At 71.0% G+C, this 21,694-nt stretch carries 15 protein-coding genes; 4 read left to right on the forward strand and 11 right to left on the reverse strand.

Going from position 1 to position 21,694, the window contains the following annotated elements; translation table 11 throughout:
- Nucleotides 1-17: 17 nt before the first annotated feature.
- The 11 genes from ACZ7CD_RS25610 to ACZ7CD_RS25660 form a co-directional block, all read right to left on the reverse strand.
- Nucleotides 18-473, reverse strand: coding sequence for an SRPBCC family protein (locus ACZ7CD_RS25610; protein ID WP_360384777.1), 456 nt, complete (start codon nucleotides 471-473; stop codon nucleotides 18-20).
- Between the two features lie 55 nt (nucleotides 474-528).
- Nucleotides 529-759 carry a hypothetical protein gene (locus ACZ7CD_RS25615; RefSeq protein WP_458432785.1) on the reverse strand — a complete coding sequence of 77 codons (231 nt, stop codon included), beginning with the start codon at nucleotides 757-759 and terminating at the stop codon, nucleotides 529-531.
- Between the two features lie 32 nt (nucleotides 760-791).
- Nucleotides 792-2,012 (reverse strand): salicylate synthase, encoded by a 1,221-nt coding sequence (locus ACZ7CD_RS25620; RefSeq protein ID WP_360384781.1) that lies wholly within the window; start codon nucleotides 2,010-2,012, stop codon nucleotides 792-794.
- 113 nt (nucleotides 2,013-2,125) lie between these two features.
- Nucleotides 2,126-3,379, reverse strand: a complete 1,254-nt coding sequence (locus ACZ7CD_RS25625; protein WP_458432786.1) for a cytochrome P450 — start codon at nucleotides 3,377-3,379, stop codon at nucleotides 2,126-2,128.
- 62 nt (nucleotides 3,380-3,441) lie between these two features.
- Entirely contained in the window at nucleotides 3,442-5,406 is a 1,965-nt protein-coding gene (locus tag ACZ7CD_RS25630) for an oxidoreductase (protein WP_470379823.1), read from the reverse strand.
- The gene (locus tag ACZ7CD_RS25635) at nucleotides 5,403-6,368 is read right to left on the reverse strand and encodes a thioesterase domain-containing protein (protein ID WP_458432788.1); all 966 of its coding nucleotides are present in this window, start codon (nucleotides 6,366-6,368) and stop codon (nucleotides 5,403-5,405) included. The genes ACZ7CD_RS25630 and ACZ7CD_RS25635 overlap by 4 nt, the downstream gene beginning before the upstream one ends.
- Before the next feature lie 48 nt (nucleotides 6,369-6,416).
- Nucleotides 6,417-9,731: a non-ribosomal peptide synthetase gene (locus ACZ7CD_RS25640; protein WP_470379824.1), complete on the reverse strand. Its 3,315-nt coding sequence runs from the start codon at nucleotides 9,729-9,731 to the stop codon at nucleotides 6,417-6,419.
- A gap of 5 nt (nucleotides 9,732-9,736) precedes the next feature.
- Nucleotides 9,737-14,290, reverse strand: a complete 4,554-nt coding sequence (locus ACZ7CD_RS25645; RefSeq protein ID WP_470379825.1) for a type I polyketide synthase — start codon at nucleotides 14,288-14,290, stop codon at nucleotides 9,737-9,739.
- Nucleotides 14,291-14,495: 205 nt separating this feature from the next.
- Nucleotides 14,496-15,446 carry an LLM class F420-dependent oxidoreductase gene (locus ACZ7CD_RS25650; protein WP_360384793.1) on the reverse strand — a complete coding sequence of 317 codons (951 nt, stop codon included), beginning with the start codon at nucleotides 15,444-15,446 and terminating at the stop codon, nucleotides 14,496-14,498.
- Nucleotides 15,447-15,493: 47 nt separating this feature from the next.
- Nucleotides 15,494-16,105, reverse strand: coding sequence for a hypothetical protein (locus ACZ7CD_RS25655; protein ID WP_360384795.1), 612 nt, complete (start codon nucleotides 16,103-16,105; stop codon nucleotides 15,494-15,496).
- 46 nt (nucleotides 16,106-16,151) lie between these two features.
- Nucleotides 16,152-16,997 carry a polysaccharide deacetylase family protein gene (locus ACZ7CD_RS25660; RefSeq protein ID WP_458432792.1) on the reverse strand — a complete coding sequence of 282 codons (846 nt, stop codon included), beginning with the start codon at nucleotides 16,995-16,997 and terminating at the stop codon, nucleotides 16,152-16,154.
- Between the two features lie 543 nt (nucleotides 16,998-17,540).
- Between ACZ7CD_RS25660 and ACZ7CD_RS25665 the strand changes: the two genes are divergently transcribed.
- From ACZ7CD_RS25665 to ACZ7CD_RS25680, 4 genes are read left to right on the forward strand one after another with little or no spacing between them, the layout of a single operon-like run.
- Entirely contained in the window at nucleotides 17,541-19,175 is a 1,635-nt protein-coding gene (locus ACZ7CD_RS25665; protein ID WP_470379826.1) for an AMP-binding protein, read from the forward strand.
- A complete protein-coding gene (locus ACZ7CD_RS25670) occupies nucleotides 19,172-19,456 on the forward strand; it encodes an acyl carrier protein (RefSeq protein ID WP_360384801.1) in 285 nt (94 codons plus the stop codon). The genes ACZ7CD_RS25665 and ACZ7CD_RS25670 overlap by 4 nt, the downstream gene beginning before the upstream one ends.
- The gene (locus ACZ7CD_RS25675; protein WP_360384803.1) at nucleotides 19,453-20,682 is read left to right on the forward strand and encodes a cytochrome P450; all 1,230 of its coding nucleotides are present in this window, start codon (nucleotides 19,453-19,455) and stop codon (nucleotides 20,680-20,682) included. Before ACZ7CD_RS25670 ends, ACZ7CD_RS25675 begins: the two co-directional genes overlap by 4 nt.
- Nucleotides 20,679-21,668, forward strand: a complete 990-nt coding sequence (locus ACZ7CD_RS25680; protein ID WP_470375282.1) for a beta-ketoacyl-[acyl-carrier-protein] synthase family protein — start codon at nucleotides 20,679-20,681, stop codon at nucleotides 21,666-21,668. Before ACZ7CD_RS25675 ends, ACZ7CD_RS25680 begins: the two co-directional genes overlap by 4 nt.
- Nucleotides 21,669-21,694: the final 26 nt, after the last annotated feature.

The following is a 21,694-nucleotide window of genomic DNA, read 5'->3' on the forward strand; positions in this document are numbered from 1 at the left end:
CGTGGAATTCTGCGCGGTCAGCCCGACTCCGCGACCTTCTTCAACCGCTCCAGCGTCGCCTCGATGTTCCGCTGGTTCGTCACCGCCCGGTCCTTCACGCCGGTGGCCAGCCGCGTGATCGGCACGTACCACCCCGGCCGGCGGTCCCAGGTCGACTCGGTCACCCGGCACCCGCCGGCGGTCGGCTCGATGTCGTACTGCCAGCGCGCCACCGCAAGCCCCAGCGACCTCACCTCGAACGCGAACCGGGTCACGGAGCAGTCGGTCACCGTGGAGGTCGTCGGCCACACCCGCCGTCCGCGCCGGTTGACGCCGCGGAACCGCGCGCCGACCGACGGGCCGGAGCCGTCCAGCCACTTGCCGCCCGCGTACTCCTCGGCGACACCGCTCAGGTTTCGCAGGTCGCTGACCAGTTCGAACACTCGCTGCGGTGAGGCGGCGACATCGACGTGCGCGGTGGCGTCCGGGGTCATGCAGGCGAACCTACTACGGGTAGGTTCGCTGCACCAGCAGCTGATCTCCTGCTGATCAGTCCGTACCCCGGACGACCCCCGCTGCCGGGTTTTCTTCCTCGTCGTCGAACCATTCCGGCCGCAGCGGAACACTGCACAGCGTGGGGAAGTCGTCGAGATCCGGTGCACCGCCGCGCAACTGCTCTTGAACGCTCATGGTCACTCCTGGTGAAATCCCCCGCTGGCTTTGTTGAACGATGGCAATGAATGTAGTCGAAAGGGTGTGACCCAGATCGCTGAGTTCCACGGGGTGGAACGCGGGTTCTCCGCCGGCTCGGTTCACTCCGCGGACGGCACGAGGAAGCGCGACACGCTGCGCAGCTTCTCCCGCGTCTCCTCCAGTTCCCGTTCAGGGGTGGACTGGGCGACGATGCCCGCGCCTGCCCGCAGCCAGATGTCGCCGTCGCGGCGGAACACGCTGCGGAGGACGAGAGCCGCGTCGATGGCGCCGTCCTGGTCGACGGTCAGCACGGCGCCGCTGTAGAGGCCGCGCGGCTGCGTCTCGGCGCGCCGGATCAGCTCGCACGCGGAGGCCTTGGGGATGCCGGACGCCGTGACCGCGGGGAAGAGGGCGGCGAACGCGTCCCAGCCGGTGCGGTCCGGTGCGAGCGAACCCGAGAGCTGGGAGGCGAGGTGTTGCACGCTGCCGCGTTCCTTCACGCTCATGAACTCCTCGACGCGGACGGTCGACGGTCTGCACACGGTCGACAGTTCGGTCGCGGCCAGGCGCACCGAGATCGCGTGTTCGAAGACCTCCTTGGCGTCGCGGTAGAGCTCGTCACGCCGCACCCGGTCGGCTTCGTGATCTCCGAAGAAGGCGCGCGTGCCGGCCAGCGGCTGGGTGACCACCTCGCCCTTGGAGCTCACGCTGATCACGATCTCCGGGCTGAACCCGAGGACCTCCCAGCCTTGAAGGCGCAGGAGGAACGATCGCGCCGGGTTGTTGGCAAGACGGCCGGTGAGGTACGTCGTGGGCATGTCGATGTCTTCCTGCACCGGCACCACACGGGAGAGGATCACCTTGTCCAGCGCGCCGGAGCGGATCTCCGCGATGCCCGCCGCGACCGCGGCTCGGTAGCTCTCCGCGTCGTGGCCGTCGACATCGACCTCCACGCGCGCCTCCGCCGGCTCGACCCCACCGGTCAGCACGGCAGCCGCGAGCCGCGACTCCAGCGCGTTCACGTCCGCCGCGGTGAGTGCGCGCAGGAGGGCGATGCCGTTCTCGAAGCGCACCTCACGCCGCGGGATCATCAGGGTGACCGTGTCGGTCGTCGGCGCGTCGTCCAGTCCGTACAACGCGTAGGACAGCTCGAAGGTGGCCCAGCCGTAAGCGCGCCAGTTGTCGACGTCGACCTCCGCGAGCCGGGTGGCGAGCGCCGACAGCGGTTCGCCCGCCCGCGTGGTGACGGTCGCATGGGCGCCCTCACCCCAGCAGATCGAACCTTGGTTCTCGTAGAGCACGTTGTCCTCGGTCGACGTCGCCGCGAGCGTGGCAGCCACGCGAAGAGGATCGGCCGGCAGTGCGACGTGACGTTCCCAGTACCTCAGTGCAGTTCTCCTAGGTCGAGTCGGTTCGCAGCTCGCCCGCATCCGGGCGCGTGGGTCGTGGTGGCTCAGGCCGCGGCCGGGTTGTCCACCCACAGCCGCACGGGGCCGCGGAAGCACGCGTTCTCGTGGTAGCGCACGACTTCACCGTCCGCGAGCCGGAGGTGGGGCAGGCGTGCCGTCAGCTCCTCCAGCACGACCCGCATCTCCAGCCGAGCCAGCGGAGCACCGAAGCAGGCGTGGATTCCCCTGCCGAAGGTGAGGTGCTGCTGGGGGTTGGACCGGTGGACGTCGAACCGGTCCGGGTCGGCGAACCGTGCCGGGTCGTGGTTCGCGGAACCGATGAGGAGCAGGAGCTTGGCCCCCGCCGGGACGGTGACCCCGCCGATGTCGACCTGCCTGGTGGTGATCTTGCGCCAGGTGTGCAGGCTCGGGTCGAAGCGCAGACCCTCCTCGACCGCGTTCGGGATCAGCGACGGGTCGGCGCAGATCGCCTCCCACTGCTCCCGGTGCGTGAGCAGCCGCTGCAGCGTGCTCGACGACGCGTTGGTCGTGGTCTCGTGGCCGGCGAAGCTCACCGCGTGGATGACGTTGACGATCTCCTCGACCGACAGCGCGGCGGGATCCGCGAGGTGCGAGCGGAGCAGGTCGCTGGTGAAGTCGTCCCGCAGGTCCTCCTTGCGCGCGGCGACGAAGTCCGTGCAGTACCGCCAGTACTCGACCATCCTTCCCGCGATCCTGACCTGTTCGTCCGGTGTGGACCGTCCCCAGGTGAAGGCCATGCGGTTGAGGGCGAGCGCCTTGAGCGCTTCCGAGTCCGACTCGGGAAAGCCGATCAGGCTGAACACGATCTTGGCGGGCAGTGGTGCCGTCAGCTCGTGCACCAGGTCGAACCGCGACTTCGAGGCGGCACCGTCGAGCAGTTCGGTGGTGCAGGCGCGGATGACCGGTTCGAGCCCCGCGATCCTCCTGGCGGAGAACGCCTTGACGTTGAAGGCGCGCACCCTGGTGTGCTTGGGCGGGTCGCAGTTGGAGACGGTCGGGGTGGCGTGGAACCCGGCGTCGAGGATCTCCTTCGCTTCCTGCGCAAGCGGGTAGAAGGGCGTCTGGGTGATCGCACCGGAGAAGCTCTCGTGATCGGTGAGGACGCGCTTGACGTCCTCGTGCCGGGTCACCGGCCACATGTCGAGCTGCGGTTCGTAGAAGACCGGGCTTTCCTCGCGCAGGGTGGCGAGCGCCGGGTACGGGTCGGCGAGGTAGTCGGGAGCCAGCGGGTCGAACCGCCCTTGCACAGGGCAACGACCCGTGCTGCTGTTCAGCATCTCATCTCCACGGAGTTGGCTGGGTGAACCGGAAGCCCGGAGGAACAACCGCTGAGGCGCGCTCACAGCCGCCTGCCGAGCACCTCGGCCTCCCGGATCGACGTGAGCATGGTTCCCGGCGCGTACGCGTCCCCGATGACGTGGACTGGCACCCCGCTCGCCGACAGCGGACCCGACAGCTCGTCGACCGGCTGACGCGGGGTCGACCAGGTGAACAGGGCCACGTCCTCGATCTCGGTGAGCCGCCCGGTGAAGACGTTCGCACAGCGCAGCACGCGGTCCTCGTACAGCAGCGGTTCGGTCGACAACTCGATGCGCACGCCCGCCTCGTGCAGTCTCCGGTGGACACCAAGGCGGCTCACGTACGGCACCGCGTCGCCCAGGGACGCCCTGGGCGTCATGAGCACCACGTCGCGGTACCGCCGCGCCAGGAGGTCGGCCACCGCGTAGGTCCCGGCCGAGTGGTCGAAGTCGAACAGCACCGCTGTGCCGTCGCTGCCTCCGCCGTCGCCGTGGACCAGGTGGTCGCGCACGCTGACGCCGTCCTCGCCGTGGGCGGCCAGGGTGGGCGGTCGCATCATTCGCGCCCCGGTGGCGAGGACGACGACGTCGGGACCGGTCGCGAGGACCATCTCCTCCGTCACGCGCGCACTCCGCTCGACGCGCACGCCGTTGCGTTCCACCAGCCACAGGTGGTGCTCCAGCGTGGTGGCGATGTCAGCACGTCCCGGCAACAGCGACTCCACCCTCGCCTTGCCGCCGAGGTGCGGTCCGGCCAGCAAGGTCACCCGGTGCCCTCGTTCGGCCGCCGCCGCGGCGGCCCGAAGACCTGCCACACCGGCGCCGACCACGGTCACCGCACGCTTCGTCGACGACCCGCGCACCCGGCCGGCGGCTTCACCACCGGTGCCGAGGTCGGGGTTGACCACACAGGCGATCGTGCGGCCACTGGTGACCTCTCCCCAGCAGACGTTGCAGTAGAGGCACGGCCGCACCGCCTGCTCGCGGCCCGCCCGCACCTTGGCCGGGAAGCCGGGATCGGCCACCAGGAGACGTCCCAGGCCGACCAGGTCACCGACCCCGTCCCTGACCACGGCCTCGGCTTCGGCAGCGGAGGTGACGCGGCCGAACGCCACGACCGGGACGTCCACCGCTGCCCTGAGGTCGCGCTGGATCCCGAGGTACGGGCCGGGCGGGTAGTGCATGTCGGGCACGTGGTCGCCGAAGCTGAGCGAGGAGTTGCCCTGGCCGAACGCGAGGTAGTCCGGCGGAGTCTCCTGGCCCACCCGGTTCGCGATGCGAGCCGACTCCTCCGCGGTGATGCCTCCCCGCACCAGCTCGTCACCCGGCATCTTCAAGCCCAGCAGGAAATCCGTCCCGCACACCGACCGGATGCCGGCCAGGACCTCGCGCAGGAACCTGGTCCGCCCGTCCAGGTCGCCGCCGTACTCGTCCTGCCTGGTGTTCGACCACGGCGACAGGAACTGCGTGATCAGGTGACCGTGCGCCGCGTGCACCTCGACGCCGGAGAACCCCGCACGCTGCAGGACGGCGGCCGAAGCCACGAACGACTCGGCGATCATCCGGACCTCCGACGTGGACATCACGTGCGGAACCGTCCAGCTGTACGGGTCCGGCAGGGGCGACACCCCGATCGAACTGTCCGACACCGGACCTCGCACCTGCTGCCTGCCCGAGTGCAGGAGCTGACCGACCATCCGGCAGTCGTGTTCCTCGACCGCGGCCGCGAGGCGCTCGAAGCCCGCGGTGTTGGCGGGTTCGTACGCCGCGAGACCCGTCTGCGGGGGCACCGAGCTCGGGTGGACGAACAGCGCCTCGGACACCACCATCGCCGCGCCACCGGCCGCGCGCTCGGCGTAGAAGGTGACCGTGCGGTCGGTCACCAGCCCCTGGCGCGCGTAGTTGTTCATGATCGCCGGAAACACGATCCGGTTCTTCAGCCGCGCGTTGCCCACCCGCAACGGGGAGAACAGGTGCGGATACCGGTCCTGTTCCTCGGTGGTCACGCCCTGGTGCCTTCGCCCGCCGCGGAGACGATCTCGCGCAGCTCGCGGCCGATCTTGCCGATGTCCGGCTCGGCACCGTCGAACAGCGCGCCGCCGTCGGCGTCCACGAAGACGGTGGTGATCCGGTCGCGGTGGATCGACCGCAGCGGTGCGGCGTAGGGCGACATCGCGTGGATCGCGGTCTCCTGCCGGCTGGCCTCGCCGACGGCGAGGATCGTGATGCTGCCGTCGAAGCCGGTCGGCGGGTCGTAGGTGAGCATCGCCGAGAGGTTCGCCTTGTAGATGGCCATCCGGTTGCGGAAGACGTCGAGGTCCATTCCGGACAGCAGGTCGTGCTCGTCGACGTAGCGGACGACGAACTCGACCTGTGCGTCCTCGTCGAGCTCGTTCAGCTCGTCCCACGGCAGGTCGATCCGCACGGCCAGCAGGCGTTCGATGATGTAGACGTAGTCCATGATCGCCCGCTGCTGCAACGAGGCGCTGTCGACCGGCAGCTCCTTCCAGGGGCGGTTGAAGTTCGGCATCAGGTGCAGGACGAGACCGGTGCGTTCACCCTGCTCGTGGAGCTGGCGGGCCGTCTCGTACGCGGGCAGTCCGCCCATGCAGTTCCCCGCGACGTAGTAGGGGCCCTCCGGCTGGACGCGGCGCATCTGGCGGATGCCGTGGGCGGCCAGCTCCTCGACCGTGCGGTACGGCGCCTGCTCACCGTCCATTCCCGGGGTCTGCAGGGCATACACGCCCCAGGTCTCGGGGATGTGCGGCAGGTAGTTGTTCATGTAGCTCACGCTGCCGTCCGTGGCCGGGTAGAGGAACAGGATCGGGGTGCCCTCCCGCAGCACCTTGACGTTCGACCCCTCCAGGGTGAGCAGCCGGTCGTTCCCGATGTTCTTGTTCTCCAGCAGCCGCAACAGCGCCAGTCGCTTGGTGTCGGACAGCTGCTGGAGCCGGTCGGTCGTGTTCACACTGTCTCCTGGTTCGCTGGTTCGCTGGTTCGCTGGTTCGCTGGTTGGTCAGTGGAGGCCGTCGAGCAGGCGGGCGACGTCCTCGTCCGACATCGACTCGAGCTGGTCGAGCGCGGCGCTGATGGCGAGGTCGTCCCGGACACCGCGGGTGAGGTCGTCGTCGATCCGTGCGGCGAGCGCCGACACCGTGGGGTGCGCGAAGAGGTTCTGCAGCTCCACCCGCACGCCGAAGCGCTCCTCGACCTGGAACAGCGCCCTGGTGGCCAGCAGGGAGTGCCCGCCCAGGTCGAAGAAGCTGTCGTGCCTGCCGACCCCGGTCCGGCCGAGGAGGTCGCCGTAGATCTCCGCGACGACCGCCTCGGTCCCGCCGGCCGGCGGTTCGTGCGCGGTGGCGCTCGGAGCCGGCTCCGCGACCATCGACGACAGCGCCGTGCGGTCGACCTTGCCGTTGGGAGTCATCGGAAGCGCGGTGTGCAGGACGAAGCGCTGCGGCACCATGTAGGCGGGGAGGACAGGAGCGAGCAGCTCTCTGAGCCGACCCGCGGAGACGGTGTCGCCGTCATGCGCGGCCAGGTGGGCGACGAGCACTCCGTCCGCCGCCAGGGTGACCGCGGCGTCGACGACCGCGGGGTGCCGGCGCAGCGCGTGTTCGACCTCGGCGGCCTCGACGCGGTGACCGCGCACCTTGAGCTGCTGGTCCGTCCTGCCCAGGAAGGTCAGCGTGCCGTCCGCCGACTCGCGGACCAGGTCACCGGTGCGGTAGACGCGCTCGGGCGCGTCGGCCACCCCCGCCAGGTCCGTGAATCGCCGCTCGGTCTCCTCCGGCCGGTTCAGGTAGCCGTTCGCGACGCCCTCCCCCGCGATGCACAGCTCGCCCGGCACTCCGGGCGGCACGAGCAGGCCGCGTCCGTTGACGACGTAGAACCGGGTGTTCTCGATCGGTTCCCCGATGCGCACGGGACCGGTCGCGTCGACCTTCCAGCGGGCGGACCAGATGGTCGTCTCGGTCGGACCGTAGAGGTTCCACACCTCCCGGCACCCGGCCAGGAGCTGGTCGGCCAGGTCGCGGCTCATGGCCTCTCCGCCGCACAGCGCGGTGAGCCGGGAGAGCCCCTTCCAGCCGGAGTCGAACAGCATCCGCCACGTGGAGGGCGTCGCCTGCATGACGGTGGCACCACTGGTGTCCAGCAGGCCGGCCAGGCGAGCCGGGTCCGCCGCCTCCCCCGCGGTGGCGACGACGACCGCCGCACCGGTGACCAGCGGGAGCAGCAGCTCCAGCAGCGAGATGTCGAACGACAGGCTGGTCACCGCGAGGAACACGTCGTCCTGCCGGATTCCCGGCTTCACCGCCATCGCGTGCAGCAGGTTCAGCAGGTTGTCGTGCCGCACCTCGACTCCCTTGGGCCGGCCCGTCGACCCGGAGGTGTGCAGCACGTAGGCGGGACTGCCGGCTGCGGGCGGCTCGAGCGGCCGGTGCGGCGTCGCGTCCGGTGACCCGTCGACCAGCAGCGGCCGGACCCGCTCGGGCAGGCGGGCGGCGAGGTCCGATCGCGTGACCGCCAGGGACATGCCGGTGTCCTCGACGATCCAGGCCATCCGCTCCTCGGGCAGATCGGTGGCCAGCGGGACGAAGACCGCTCCCGCGCGGACCGCTGCCAGCACCGCCACCACCATGTCGGGACTGCGGTCCAGGAAGATCCCGAGTCGCCGGCCACGACCGCCCGCGGCGTCGATGCGGCAGGCCAATGCCGACACCGCGCGGTCGAGCTCCGCGTAGCTGAGCTCACGGCCGTCGCAGCGGACGGCGACGCGCTCGGGGTCGGCTTCGGCCCATGCCGCCACGAGCCGGTCGACCGTCGTGTCCCGTGCGTGGTCCGATGCGGTGCTGTTGCGCCTGCGGAGGTTCCGGCGCTCCAGCTCGGTCATCAGGGAGACGTCGCCGATCGGCAGGTCCGGGGAGCCGACCAGCAACGCGGCGAGGTGCTGCCAGCGGCGGGCCATGGCCTCGACCGTCGACCGCTCGAACAGTGCCGTGTCGTAGTAGAAGCTCCCCAGCAGTCCCCGTTCGCCGGCGTCGGGGTGGAAGTGCAGTTCGAGGTCGAACTGGACGCTGCCGGTGTCGAACGGGCGCAGCTCGGCCGTGGCGCCGGGCAGCCTCAGCGGGTGGAACGCGTCCTGGAAGGCGAAGAACGCCTGGAACAGCGGACTGCGGCTGAGGTCGCGGCTGCCGGCCACCTCGCTCACCAGCTTCTCGTACGAGTAGTTCTGGTGGTCCCAGGCGTCGGCGCACACGGCGGCGGTCCTGCGCACCAGCTCGCGGAAGCTCAGCTCGGCGGACAGGCCGACGCGCAGCACCAGGGTGCTGACGAAGCACCCCGCGGTCCGCTCGAAGCCGGGGTCCAGCCGGTTGGCGCACGGCGTGCCGATCGAGATGTCCTCGCGCTCGGTGGAGTGCCACAGCAGCACGAGGTACACGGCGAGCAGCGTGGCGAACCGGGTTGCCGCTTCCTCCCTGCCGAGCTCCGTGAGCCCGGTGGTGAGCTCCGGTCGCAGGACGAAGTCGACCCGCGCGCCGACGTGGCCGCGCCGGGGCGGGCGCGGGTGGTCCAGCGGCAGCTCCAGCGGGGTGCTTCCCGACAGCGCACCCACCCAGTGGTCCAGGTTCCCGGCCGAGGCGGGGCTGTCGGCGTGTGTGCGTTCCCACTCGGCGTAGTCGGTGTAGTCCAAGCCCGCGTCCGCACCGCTCTCGCCGTTGAGGATCTCGGAGACCTCCCGCACGACGAGCCCGGTGGTCCACCCGTCGGCGACCAGGTGGTGCAGGGTCAGCCCCCACACGTGTTCCCGCTCCCCGGTGCGCACGAGCACCGAACGCGCCAACGGGCCACGAGCGAGGTCGAACGGCGCGATCAGGGCCGCTCGCAGCTCCCGGTCGACTTCCTCGGCATCGGCGCCGAGGAGATCGGCACTCCTCAGCACGGGTGCCGACTCCGGGTCGATGAACTGGACCGGCACTCCCCCGATCTCCTCGAAGGTCGCCCGCAGACCGGGGTGGCGGCGCCAGACGGTCTCCAGTGCGGTGGCGAGCGCCGGCGCGTCGACCGGCCCCTCGATCCGGTAGGTGACGGTGAACGTGTACGCCACTCCCGTCGGGTCGAGCCTGTCGAGGAACCAGATGCGGTTCTGCACACCGGTCAGCCGGCAGGCCGAGCGCCCGCCGAGCAGCTCCAGCAGCTCGGACCTGTGCTCCCGCACCGCATCCCGCTCGGCGGGGTCGAGGGTTCCCGGAGCAGCCCGCAACCGCAGCCGGTCACCGGCCGGCGTCAGCTGCACGCCCCGCCTCAGCAGTTCCACCAGTGAGGTCATCGCGTTCACAGCTCCATCCAGTCCATCGATCCCACGAGCGCCGCCGCGCCGGGCGCCGGCTGGCCGGCACCGGTCGACGGCTGGGCCTCGGCCGCGAGTGCGGAGACCCCGTCCGCCCGCAGCACGCGTGAGACCGGGATCTCCACGGCCAGATCACGCAGGACCAGGTTGCGGAGTTCCATCGCCATCAGGGAGGTCATGCCCAGCTTGCTCAGCTGGACGTCGCGCTGGACCTCGTCCTGCCGCAGGCGCAGCACCCTGGCCACCCGGTTCGCCAGCCGGTCCTCGAAGGCCGCACCGTCGTCGGAGCTGCTCGCGGCCTCCTGCGGGACGACTTCCTCCGGCTCCGAGCGCGAACCGTCATCGATCGCGCTCGTCATCTCGCGGCGAGTGCCACGTACGCGGTCGAGCCAGTACCGCTCGCGCTGCCAGGGGTAGGCGGGCAGCGGAACCGTGCGGCCACCGGCGGGCTGCACCCGGTCCCAGTCGACCTCGCACCCCGCCGTGTAGAGCGCCGCGACGGCTTCCAGCAGGCCTGTCCGCTCACCGCGCTTCCTGTGCGCCTTGGCGACCGTGGTGGCCGTCGCGCCGACCGAGTGGAGCGTCGCGTCGATCGCCGGGCCGAGCACGGAGTGCGGGCTGATCTCCAGGAACACCTGGTGCCCCTGCTCGGCGAGCAGGGCGACGGCCGGGCAGAGCATTACCGGTTCACGCAGGTTCCGCAGCCAGTACGACGTCCCCAGCTCCTCGCCCGCGCTCAGCGCACCGGTGACGCTGGAGCAGAACGGCACCGAGGTCGCGGCGGGCCAGACCCCGCGCAGCTCGGCGCGGAGCTCGCCGAGCAGCGGCTCCACCTGCCGGCTGTGCCCGGCCACGTCGACGACCATGCGCCGTGCGAACACCTCCGTGCGCTCGAGCTCGCCCAGCACCTCTTCCACCGCCTCGGGACTCCCGGCCAGCAGTGTCGAGGACGGGCTGTTGCTCGCCGCGACCTCGACCTGGCCGTCCCACCGGCCGATGAGCTCCCGCGACTCCTCCAGGCCGAGCTCGACCAGCGCCATCGCACCCTGCCCGCGGATCGACGCCAGGAGCGTGCTGCGGCGGCAGATCACGAGTGCGGCGTCCTCGAGGGACAGTGCGCCGGCGGCGTGTGCCGCGGCGATCTCCCCCATGCTCTGCCCCACGACCGCGGCCGGTTCGACGCCCCAGGACCTCCACAGGGCCGTCAGCGCGACCTCCATCGCGAACAGGGCCGGCTGCACCTCCTCGATCAACGGGATGTCCGCTTCCCCGTTCTCCCGCCGCAAATAGTCGAGGACGGAGAACCCGCTGACCCGCCGGATGGCCGCGGCGCAGTCCTCCAGCGCATCCCTGAACACCGGCTCCGTCGCGGCGAGCTCCAGGCCCATGCCCGCCCAGGCGGCGCCGTGGCCTGGAAAGACGAACACGACGGACGGTTTCTTCCACGTCGGCGCCAACGGCCGTTCCGCGGCTCCTTCGAGTGCATCGGCCAGCTCGGTCCGCGAAGCACCCGCGACGGCCAGTCGTCGCGCGTGCGGAGAGCGGCGGGCGGCCGTGTGGGCGATGTCCCCGAGGTCAGCGGCGGTCCGCACGACCTCGGCGAGTGCCGTGGCTCCCTCGGCGAGCGCGGCCGGGGTGTGCGCGGACAGGGGCAGCACCACCGGTTCCCGCTCCTGCCCGTCCGGTGCGTGCGGGCGTTCCGCCGGCTCTCGGCCGGTCCGGGCGTGCACACGGGACCAGTTCACGTCCTGCCCCAGGCAGTACAGGCGGCCGAGGGAGTCGAGCAGCACCGGGCGGCTCGGCTCCGCCCGCCGGGAGGACGGCAGCACGTGACCTTCGCGGCCCGCCTCCGCCAGGCACTCGGTCACGTTGTGCACGAGGAGCGGGTGCGGGTTCACGTCGATGAAGTCACGCCGCCCTTCGGCGACGAGCAGCCGCACCACCTCCGCGAAGAGGACCGGCTCACGCAGGTTGTCGCACCAGTACTCGGCATCCAGCTCGTCACCGGCCACGTCCTGGCCGACGACCGTGGAGTAGAAGGGGATGACACCGCGGTGGGGACGCACACCGCTCAGCGCCGACCGCAGCTCGGGCAGCAGCGGGTCCATCTGCGGTGAGTGCGACGCGTAGTCCACCTGGATCGGCCGCAGCGTGACGCCCGACCGCGCGAGCTCGGACGAGAGGTCCCGCACGGCGTCAGCAGCTCCGGAGATCACCGTCGCGTTCGGACCGCTGCTGACGGCGATCGAGATCTCGTCCGCGCGGCTCGCGATCACCCGGCGAGCCTCCTCGACCGGCAGGTCGACCACGGCCATCGCGCCCGAGCCGGACGCGGCGCCGTGCACGATCGTGCTGCGGACGCAGACGATCCGCACCGCGTCCTCCAGGCTCAGGCACCCCGCCACGTGGGCTGCCGCGATCTCTCCCAGGCTCTGCCCGGCGACCGCGCCGGGGTGCACTCCCCAGGAGCGCCACAGAGCGGCGAGGGCGACCTGCACGGCGAAGATCGCCGGTTGCACCAGCCTCAGGTCCTCCAGCCAGGCCGGGTCGTCCGCGAGCACCACGTCCAGCACCGACACGTCGAGGTAGGGGCGCATCGCGCGGTCGCAGCGCCGCATCGCGGCCAGGAAGGCCGGTTCGAGCACCAGGTCCCTGCCCATGCCGAGCCACTGCGATCCCTGACCGGCGAACAGGAAGACGGGGTTGCCGCGATCCGCTTCCACGAGGCCGGTCACCGTGCCGGGCAGGGGACGGCCGTCGAGGTGCGCGGTGAGCCGCCTCGCCAGATCGGCGGGGTCCTCCGCGGTGACCGCCAGCCGCTGTCCTTCCCCGACTCCCCGTGCCACGGCACCGGAACGCAGCGCCGGCATCGTCGCACCGGGTCGCTCGCACGCTTCGAGCAGCTCTGCCGCCGCAGCGCGCAGCCCGTCTTCGTCACGGGCCGACAGCGGCACCAGGTGCGGCCCGCCCGTGCCCGCTTCCTCCAGGACCACGTGGCAGTTGGTGCCGCCGAAACCGAAGGCGCTCACCCCGGCGAGCCCGGGACGGTTCCGCCGCGGCCACGGCGTGCGTCGTGCAGCGACCCGCAGCCGCAGGCCGTCGAAGTCGATGTGCGGGTTCGGGGTCTCGAAGTGCAGGCTCGGCGGGATGGAACGGCGGCTCAGCGCCAGAACGGTCTTGATGAAGCCCGCCATCCCCGCGGCCGCTTCGAGGTGGCCGATGTTGGTCTTCGCCGAGCCGAGCAGCAGTGGGCGGTCGGCCGGGCGCCCCGCCCCGTGCACCGCGCCCAGCGCTCCCGCCTCGATCGGGTCGCCGAGCATCGTCCCGGTGCCGTGCGCCTCGACGTAGTCGACGTGCGCGGGGTCGATCCCGGCGTCGGCGCAGGCGTCGCGCAGGACCTCCACCTGGGCGGCCGGGCTGGGGGCGGTCATGCCGTTGCTGAAGCCGTCGTTGTTGATCGCGCTCCCCCGGATGACGCAGTGGACGGGGTTGCCGTCGGCCAGCGCGCGGGACAGCGGTTTGAGCACCACCACACCGCCGCCCTCACCCCGCACGTACCCGTTCGCCCTGCTGTCGAACGCCTTGCACCGCCCGTCGGGCGCCATCGCGCCGAACCGGTCCATCGCGACCATGCTGTCCAGCGCGAGGATCAGGTTGACCCCGCCGGCCAGTGCGAGCGACGACTCGCCGAGCAGGAGGCTCTGCCGTGCCTGGTGGATGGCGACCAGCGCGGACGAACAGGCGGTGTTCAGGGTGATGGCGGGTCCGCGCAGCCCGAGGAAGTAGGAGATCCTGGCGGGGATGATGCTGAGGTCCTGCCCCGTCGCGGTGTGCTGCGTGGTTCCGGCGAGGTCACCTGCGGCCAACTGGGCGTAGTCGTGCCACATGGCGCCGAAGAAGACGCCGGTCCGGGTGTCCCGGAGGCTGTGGGGCGCTATGCCCGCGTCGTCGAGCGCCTCCCACGACAGCTCCATCGCCAGCCGCTGCTGTGGGTCCATCTCGGCCGCCTCACGCGGTGAGATGCCGAAGAACTGCGGGTCGAAACCATCGACCCGGTCCAGGAAACCACCCCGCCAGCCGTCGGTCCCGGCCGGAGCGTCGCCCGCGTGCCACCGCTCCGACGGCACGGTGCCGACGGCGTCGACCCCGTTCGACAGCAGCGACCAGTACGCGTCGAGATCTCCGGCCCCCGGGAACCGGCAGGACATGCCGACGACGGCGATGGCCTCGTCGGAGCGGGCACCGCGCGTGGCCGGAGCGGGAACCGGGCTCGGCTCCCCGTGCCGCACGGAGGCGCTCACCGCCTGGGCGAGTGACCTGACGGTGGGGTTCTCCCACATCATCGTGGGCCGCAACGGCCTGCCCAGCTCGGTCCCGAGATCGGTCAGGAGCCGGACCATCTGCACCGAGTCGCGGAGGTAGCGGTTGATCCGTTCGTCCACGTCGACGAACTGAGCGGGTGTGCCCGTGAGCTCTGAAAGGCGTTCCACGAGCCGCTCTTCGACTGCGGTGGCGGAAATTTCCAAGTCGGAGGACATCGCTCGGTTCCTCAGCTCTCGATGAGTCGCAGACACTTCCCGCGTGATCCACTCTGGAAGTGGATCATGACTCGGTCAACGAACCGTCCCGCGTACCGGAACGCGGCAGCCCGACCGGGCCGGTCATTCCGCTCGGCGCGGAAATCGTTGTCCTGCCTGGAAAACGACGCAACGGCGCCGGGGTCGACCGGGACCCGGTGAACCGTCAAGCGGGACCCAGGCTCCTGACGTGCCCAGCAGGATCGTCACCGGTCGGGACCAGTGCGATGATCGGTGTCGTCAGGCCGTTGTCCACATAGGATCGAATTCGCTCGCGGCAATCTTCGGGCGCGCCGTGCACGACGAGGTCGTCCACGACCTCGTCGGGAACCAGCTCCAGCGCCTCACGCCGGTCACCGCGGTTCCAGGCGTCGTGCACCGGCTTGAGCGCCTCGCCGCGGCCGAGCCAGTCCTGGAACGCCGCATAGGCGGGCACGGTCAGGTACTCCGCGACGAGTCGGCGGCCGAGCCTGCGTGCCAGCGCCCTGTCCGCGGTGGGGCAGACGAAGATCCTGGCGGCCAGCTCGACGCCCTGGCCGACCTCCTCGCGCACCCGGCGCACGTCACCGGGAGCGAGCCAGTTGGTGATCACACCATCGGCCTCCTCCGCGGCCAGCCGCAGCATTTCCGGCCTCAGGGCGGCGAGCGCGATGGGAGGCGGCGGATCGACCGCGTTCTGCAGGCGGAAACCACTGACGGAGAACGTCTCATACGCCTCGGTCACCTTCTCGCCGCCCAGCGCGGCCCGCAGGAACCGCAGCGTGTCCCTGACTCTGCGGAGAGGGGTGGTGTACTCCGCGCCGTTCCACTGCTGCACGATCACCCGCGACGAGGCGCCGATCCCCAGCACGAACCGGCCGGGGGCCAATCCCGCAAGGGTCGCCGCGTTCATCGCGAGGAGCGCCGGACCACGGGTGTACACGGATGCCACCGCGGTGCCCAGGCGCAGCTGCTCCGCCCACTGGGAGACGAGCGCCAGAGGGGTGAAGGCGTCGGTGCCCGCCTTCTCGGACGTCCAGACGTCGGTGTACCCGAGGTCCGGGAGCTCCTCGACGATCTTCCGGTGGAGCGCGAGAGACATCCCGGGCAGGGGAACGGTGATGCCCCACCGGCTCACAGGCCCTCCTGGAGTTCCACCGCCGGCCATGCCACGCCCTCGCCGCCTCAGGGCTTCGCGCCGCGCTTGCTCGCCTGCGGCCGCCAGATCGGGTACAGCGACGGACCACCTCGCAAGGTGATGGGCTCGCCCAGCCGCACCTGCCCGAGCCGTTCGTACAACGCGAGGTTGCGCAGGCAGCTCGCTTCGCCGTACACGCCCGCGTCCGCATCGTCGGCGATGGCGAACTGGGCGTTCTTGAGCACGGTTCCGAGCCCTTTGCCCTGCCACGCAGGGACTGTCGAGAGGAAGGTGCCGTACAGGTGCGGTGGCACGTTCCGCGGGTGGTTGTCGTTCAGCAGGTCCACGAAGGCCACCGCCCGCTCAGCCTGGTCGCCCAGCCGCTCCGTCAACCGCCTGACGACCTCGGCGTGGTCCTCCGCGGTGGGCAGCACGGACGGCGGGTAGAACAACGAGACCGCGCTGAAGTCCTCGACCTGGAGCGCGAGTCCACCGCCGGCGAACGTCGTTTCCACGATGACGGTGAAGAACTCCCGGTTGGCGTCCATGCGGCGGTCCGGGTCCGGGAAGATCCAGGAGAACACGGGGTCGTCGTGGAAGGCTCGGGCGTAGACCTCGACCAGGGACTCGGCCTGGTCCTCGTGAACCGCGTTGATCATCGACACGGGTGCTCTGTCCTCTCGGTTCGCGACGAACGGGCGGGGCTCAACTCGCTGCGGGCGAACGGTGTGCCGCCGCGTGTCGCGCGATCTCGGCACAGGTGGCCCACCAGACGCCGGTGCGGGCAGCGATGTGCGCCAGCAGCTCGTCCAGCACCTTGACGCGGGAGCGGTGCCCGATGATGTGCGGGTGGAGCGCGAGGGTGAACAACCCGCCTTCGGCGTAGGCCGCGTCGAACTCGTCCTGCCACGTCCGCAGCACTTCACGCGGCGCCAAGACCTGCTTCCCCAGAGCGTCGTCGGGGAAGTAGGGGGCGTCGTCCCGGATCCAGGACACCGGGATCTCGGTCACCCCGGTCGCCTCACCCCGGTGCAGGAGCTCGTAGGGCTGGTCATCGGCCATGAGGGAGGAGTCGTACTCGAGCCCGAGCTCCCTGATGATCGGCAGCGTGTGCACGGTGAAGTCCCAGTACGGCGTGCGCAGACCGACCGGACGGACGCCGGTTGCGGCCTCCAGCCCGTCCGCGCTGCGCAGAGCCAGCTCCCGTTCCTGTTCCGCGGTCAGGTCACCGCACTTCTCGTGGATCCAGCCGTGCAGACCGATCTCGTGCCCGTCCGCCCGCACCGCGGCGAGCCCGGCGGGATCCAGCAGGGTCGAGACGACCGGGTAGAAGAACGTCGCAGGTGCGGAATGCCGGCGGAGCGTTTCGAGAACGCGCGGCAGGCCCACACGCGCACCGTACTGGCCCTGCGAGAGAAGGCCGGGTCCGGTCTCACCACGGGAAAGGGGAAGCGTCTCGTTGTCGACGTCGACCGAGATCGCGACGGCCACCCTCGCGTTCTGCGGCCAGTTCCCCGGGGCCAACCGGGCACCCGCGCCCACCTCGTCCACCGCGGATCGCCATTGCCATTCAGCCCACTCCCAAGGCGAGGAATCCACATCAGGCATTCTCAGAACCCTTCTTGCTCATGCCACAGGGGCGTCGAATCGCCACTCACCGGCAGGTGATCTCGGGAATCCCTGAATGATGATTTCGTGCTTTCAGGATTTCCACGCTAGTTTGAGCGGAAATCAGCGTCAATGAGACGTTCCGGTGTGCGGAACCTGTCCCGGATTCGCGCACCAGCTCTTCACGATGTGCGCCAAATGTGAACGCAGGCTCCCGCGCGAGCCGCGAATGCCGAGGTTCAGGTGACCGAACTGCGGCCTTCCGCAGCACCGGGGAACCGGTGACCTGCGGCGTGGCGGACCTGCGGACCGCAGCGGCGCTGTGGATGTCCACAGTCACACGACATTGCGCTGCCCCTACGCTCGCTCGAAGTTGAGCGACGGCTTCACCGCCGCACTGGAAGCTTTGTGAAAACAGATTCGCCTGTCACCGGTCAGCACCGGTTGCACGACTTTGACACCGCACCGCGACAACAGGGACAACGCATGGCGATCGACATTTCCGGCACGCTCGTGGACGCGATCAACTGCGCACCCGGTGACCGCGGTCGGATGTTCTTCCCGGAGTCCACGACCGTCCTGACCCGTGCCGAACTCGGCCCCAGGGCCAACGGCGTCGCCGCCGCACTGCTCGCCGCCGGTGCCGGACCCGGCGAGGTGGTCGGCGTGCTGCTGCCCGCTGTTCCGTCCTTCCCGCCGGCGCTGCTCGGCGTGCTCACCACCGGCGCCGCCGTCAGCGTGCTACCGCTGCCCGCCGTCGCCCACGACGTCGACAGCATGGCCGACGACCTCGCCGCGTTCATCCGCACCGTCGGCATCCGGCACCTCGTGACCGGTGACCTCTTCGCTGCCGCGCTCGAACCGCTGCAGCGCCGGTGCCCCGGACTGCGCGTCGTCAACGCCGACCGGTGCCCGCCGGCCACCCGCGTCCCGACCACGCACACCCCCGGACCGGATGACCGCGCCGTCGTGCAGTTCACCTCCGGCACCACCGCACGGCCACAGGGCGTCGTGCTGTCCCACCGCGCCGTCCTCAACGGCGTCCTCGCCCCGGTCGCACGCTGCGAGCTCACCCCGGCCGACGTCGGCTACCAGTGGCTGCCGCTGTTCCACGACTTCGGCATGATCGGTCTGCTGATCTCGCTGTGCGCCGGGTTCGACACCCACCTCGTCTCACCGGCGGCGTTCATCCGGCGCCCGGTGGACGCGTTGCGCTACCTCGGCGAGCACGGCGTCACGATCTGCACAGGACCGAACTTCGCCTACGACCGGCTGGCCGAAGCCGCCCGCACCGCGGAGCTCGACGGGCTCGACCTCGGACGCTGGCGCCTGGCGCTCAACGGCGGTGAACCGGTCTCCCCGGCCACGGTCCGCGCCGTCACCGAGGTGCTGGGCCGGCACGGCCTGCCGGCCGGCGCGATGACCCCGGCTTACGGCATGGCCGAGTACTGCGCCGGCATCACCATCGACCTGCCGGCGCTCGCACCTCGCACCGTCACGCTCGACCGGGCCGCGGCCACCGACGGCCGGGTCGTGCCCGTCACCGGGGACTCCGGCTGGACGATCGTGTCGCAGGGTCCCCCGTTGCCCGGCACCGAAGTGAGGGTCGTCGACGCCGGAGGCACCGTCCTGCCCGAGGCCGGCGTGGGCGAGCTCCAGGTGCGTGGCCCCAGCCTCATGGACGCCTACCTCACCGATGACCCTGCAGCCACCTCAGGGGTCCTGGACGACGGCTGGCTGCGCACCGGCGACCGGGGCTTCCTGCTGGGCGGGGAGGTGCACGTCGCGGGCAGGCACAAGAACATGATCATCGTGCGTGGCCGCAACGTCCACGCGGAGGAGGTCGAGCACGTCGCCCGGCACGTGCCGGGCGTCTACCAGCGCCACTGCGTCGCGGTGGCCGACCAGGAAAGAGAGCGGGTGGTCGTGGTCGTGGAAACCGTCGAAACCGACCGGGCGGCGGTGGCCGAGGGCGTGCGGCGAGCCGTCGGTGAACGCCTCGGCATCACCGACGCCGACGTGCGCACCGTCGACCGCCGCTGGCTGCCCCGCACCACCAGCGGCAAGTGGAAGCGCGACGAGCTCCGCCGCCGCCTGTTCGGAGAGGAGAACGCGGCATGACCGGACCGGTGCACGGCAACGAGTCCTCCGCGCTGGCCGTGGTGGTCCAGGAGCTCGCCAGGGTGCTGGAGATCCCCGCCGACCAGTTGTCGCCGGACGACCGGCTCGCCTACCTGCCCAACGTCGACTCGCTGCGGCTGCTGGACGCGATCACCGCCGTGGAGAACACGAGCCGCGTCAAGCTCAGCGAGGACGACCTGGTGACCGCGCGGACGGTGGCGCAGCTCGCGGCGCTGGTCGAGTCCGCCGAGGCCGCGGCTGTGGAGGGGGACCGGTCATGAGCTTGCCCACCCTGGTCTCGCTGCCTGACGACGACACCAACACCGCCTACTACGCGCGACTGCGTGAAGCCGCATCCGTGCAGCGGGTGCAGCTGCCCAACGGGTTCCCGATCTGGCTCGTGACCAGGTACGACGACGTGCGGGCCTGCCTGCGCGACGAGCGGCTCGCCGTCGACCCCCGGCTGCTGAGCTCGCCCGAGCACAAGTTCGGCGGACGGCGCGTTCCCGAGGACACCCTCAGCTCCACGGGACGGCACATGCTCAACACCGACGGGGCCGAGCACCGCAGGCTGCGGTCGCTGGTCAACGCCGAGCTCTCCAGCGGTGCCGTGGGTCGCTGGCGCGCGACCGTCGACCGCATCGTGCACGAGCAGCTCGACCACCTCGAGCACCAAGGCGCCGCCGCGGGTGGCGGGCCGGTCAACCTGATGACCGCCTTCGCCAACCAGGTCCCCGTCACGGTGATCAGCACCGTGCTCGGCCTGCGCCCCGCGGACACGCCGGTCGCCGCCGCGCTGCTGCGCGAGCTGCTGTCCAGCAAGCCCACCGACAGCCCCGAGATGATCGGCTATTACCACGAGCTCGTCGACCTCGTCCTCGCCACGGTCGAACACCGCAGGAACGACCCCGGCGACGACCTGATCTCCATGCTGCTCGCCCGGTCGGAGTCCGTCGGGGTGCGCGACCTGCTCAGCACGGTCATGGCGCTGTTCGTGGGAGGACCACCCACCACCGCCACCGCCATCGCCCACGGCGCCGCCACGCTCGGCGCCAGGCCGGACCTGCGTGCTGAGGCCCTGGGCAGCGAGGCGTCCACCGCGCGGATCGTGGAGGAGCTGCTGCGCCACCACCCGCCGTTCCAGTTCGCGATCTGGCGGTTCGCCACCGCCGACGTCCGCGTCGGCGACGTCGTCATCCCGAAGGACGCGACCGTGCTGCTGTCGCTTGCCGCTGCCAACCGCGATCCTCGTGTCTACGACGATCCCGACGTGGTCCGTTCCCACCGCGACGGTGAGCCCAGCCACTTGTCGTTCGGCAGCGGCGTGCACCGCTGCATCGGCGCGCCGCTGGCCCGCATGGAGATCACCGTCGCGGTCCGCTCGCTGTTCCTCCGCTTCCCGCGGCTGCGGCTCGCCGTCGACCCGCACGAGCTGTGCTGGAGCGACATGGTGTTCGACCGCAGGCTGGAGTCGATGCCCGTCGACCTCGGCGGTGTGCGCGCATGAGGGTGTCCGGACGGGTGCGCATCTCCGCCGCCACGACCTGGCTGCCCGCAGGACGGTCCCGCGCCGCTGATGCGGTCACGGCGGGCACGCTCAGCGACATCGACGCCCGGTCGGCCGTCTGCCACGAGGTCGCGGTCGCCGACGGGCAGCAGGCGTGGCAACTCGGCCTGACCGCCTGCCGAGACGTGCTCCCCACCGCCGGGATCACGCCGGAGGAGATCGGGTTCCTCGCCTACGCGGGCATGTCCGCGACCGACGAGGAACCCGCGTCCCCGGCACACCGGCTCGCCGCCGCGCTGGGGACCACCCACGCCGTCGCCGTCGGCCTGAGCCAGATGTCCAGCGGCGGCGACGCGGCGCTGCACGCCGCCATCACCACCCTGCTCACCGAACCCGACACCCACCACGCTCTCGCGTGCACCGGCACCGACACCCGCGAGCTGCCCTACGACCGCTGGCGCACCGCGCCGGAGGTGGTGCTGGGCGACGGGGGCACCGCCGCGCTCCTGCACCGCGACCGGGGCCCGCTGGCCGTGCTGGCCACCGGCCGGGCCGGCAACCCCCGGCTGGAAAGCGCCTTCCCCCGGTTCCACCCCTTCCGGCCGCTGCCACCCCCGCTCGACAACAGCGCCGCCCTGCTGGAGTTCCGCACGACCGCCCAGGAAATCCGCACCACCGTCGCCACAGCGGTGCAGCGGGCGCTGTCCGACGCCGACCTGCACGACGCCGATCGCATCCAGGCCGTCTGCACAGCGCGGTTGCGTCCGGACACCATCAGGTACACCGTGCTCCCGGTGCTGCCCGAAGCCTTGCGTGACCGTCTCGTGGTGTTCGGGGACACCACAGGTCACCTCGGTGCAGGCGACACGATCGCCAACCTGGACGACCTCCTCCGCCTCGACGGGTTGGCCATCGGCGACTGCGCCCTGCTCATCGGCCTCGGCGCCGGGTTCACCGCGACCGCGCTCGTCGTCGAGCGGTGCTGATCGTCCGTCCACAACAGACAAACGGG

Source organism: Lentzea sp. NPDC036949, from assembly GCF_055608075.1.

Coding starts and splice junctions, on each gene's coding strand:
- ACZ7CD_RS25680 (WP_470375282.1), top strand. CDS start 20,679: ATGAGGGTGTCCGGACGGGTGCGCATCTCCGCCGCCACGACCTGGCTG.
- ACZ7CD_RS25625 (WP_458432786.1), bottom strand. CDS start 3,379: ATGCTGAACAGCAGCACGGGTCGTTGCCCTGTGCAAGGGCGGTTCGAC.
- ACZ7CD_RS25655 (WP_360384795.1), bottom strand. CDS start 16,105: ATGATCAACGCGGTTCACGAGGACCAGGCCGAGTCCCTGGTCGAGGTC.
- ACZ7CD_RS25645 (WP_470379825.1), bottom strand. CDS start 14,290: ATGTCCTCCGACTTGGAAATTTCCGCCACCGCAGTCGAAGAGCGGCTC.
- ACZ7CD_RS25675 (WP_360384803.1), top strand. CDS start 19,453: ATGAGCTTGCCCACCCTGGTCTCGCTGCCTGACGACGACACCAACACC.
- ACZ7CD_RS25640 (WP_470379824.1), bottom strand. CDS start 9,731: ATGACCTCACTGGTGGAACTGCTGAGGCGGGGCGTGCAGCTGACGCCG.
- ACZ7CD_RS25670 (WP_360384801.1), top strand. CDS start 19,172: ATGACCGGACCGGTGCACGGCAACGAGTCCTCCGCGCTGGCCGTGGTG.
- ACZ7CD_RS25665 (WP_470379826.1), top strand. CDS start 17,541: ATGGCGATCGACATTTCCGGCACGCTCGTGGACGCGATCAACTGCGCA.
- ACZ7CD_RS25610 (WP_360384777.1), bottom strand. CDS start 473: ATGACCCCGGACGCCACCGCGCACGTCGATGTCGCCGCCTCACCGCAG.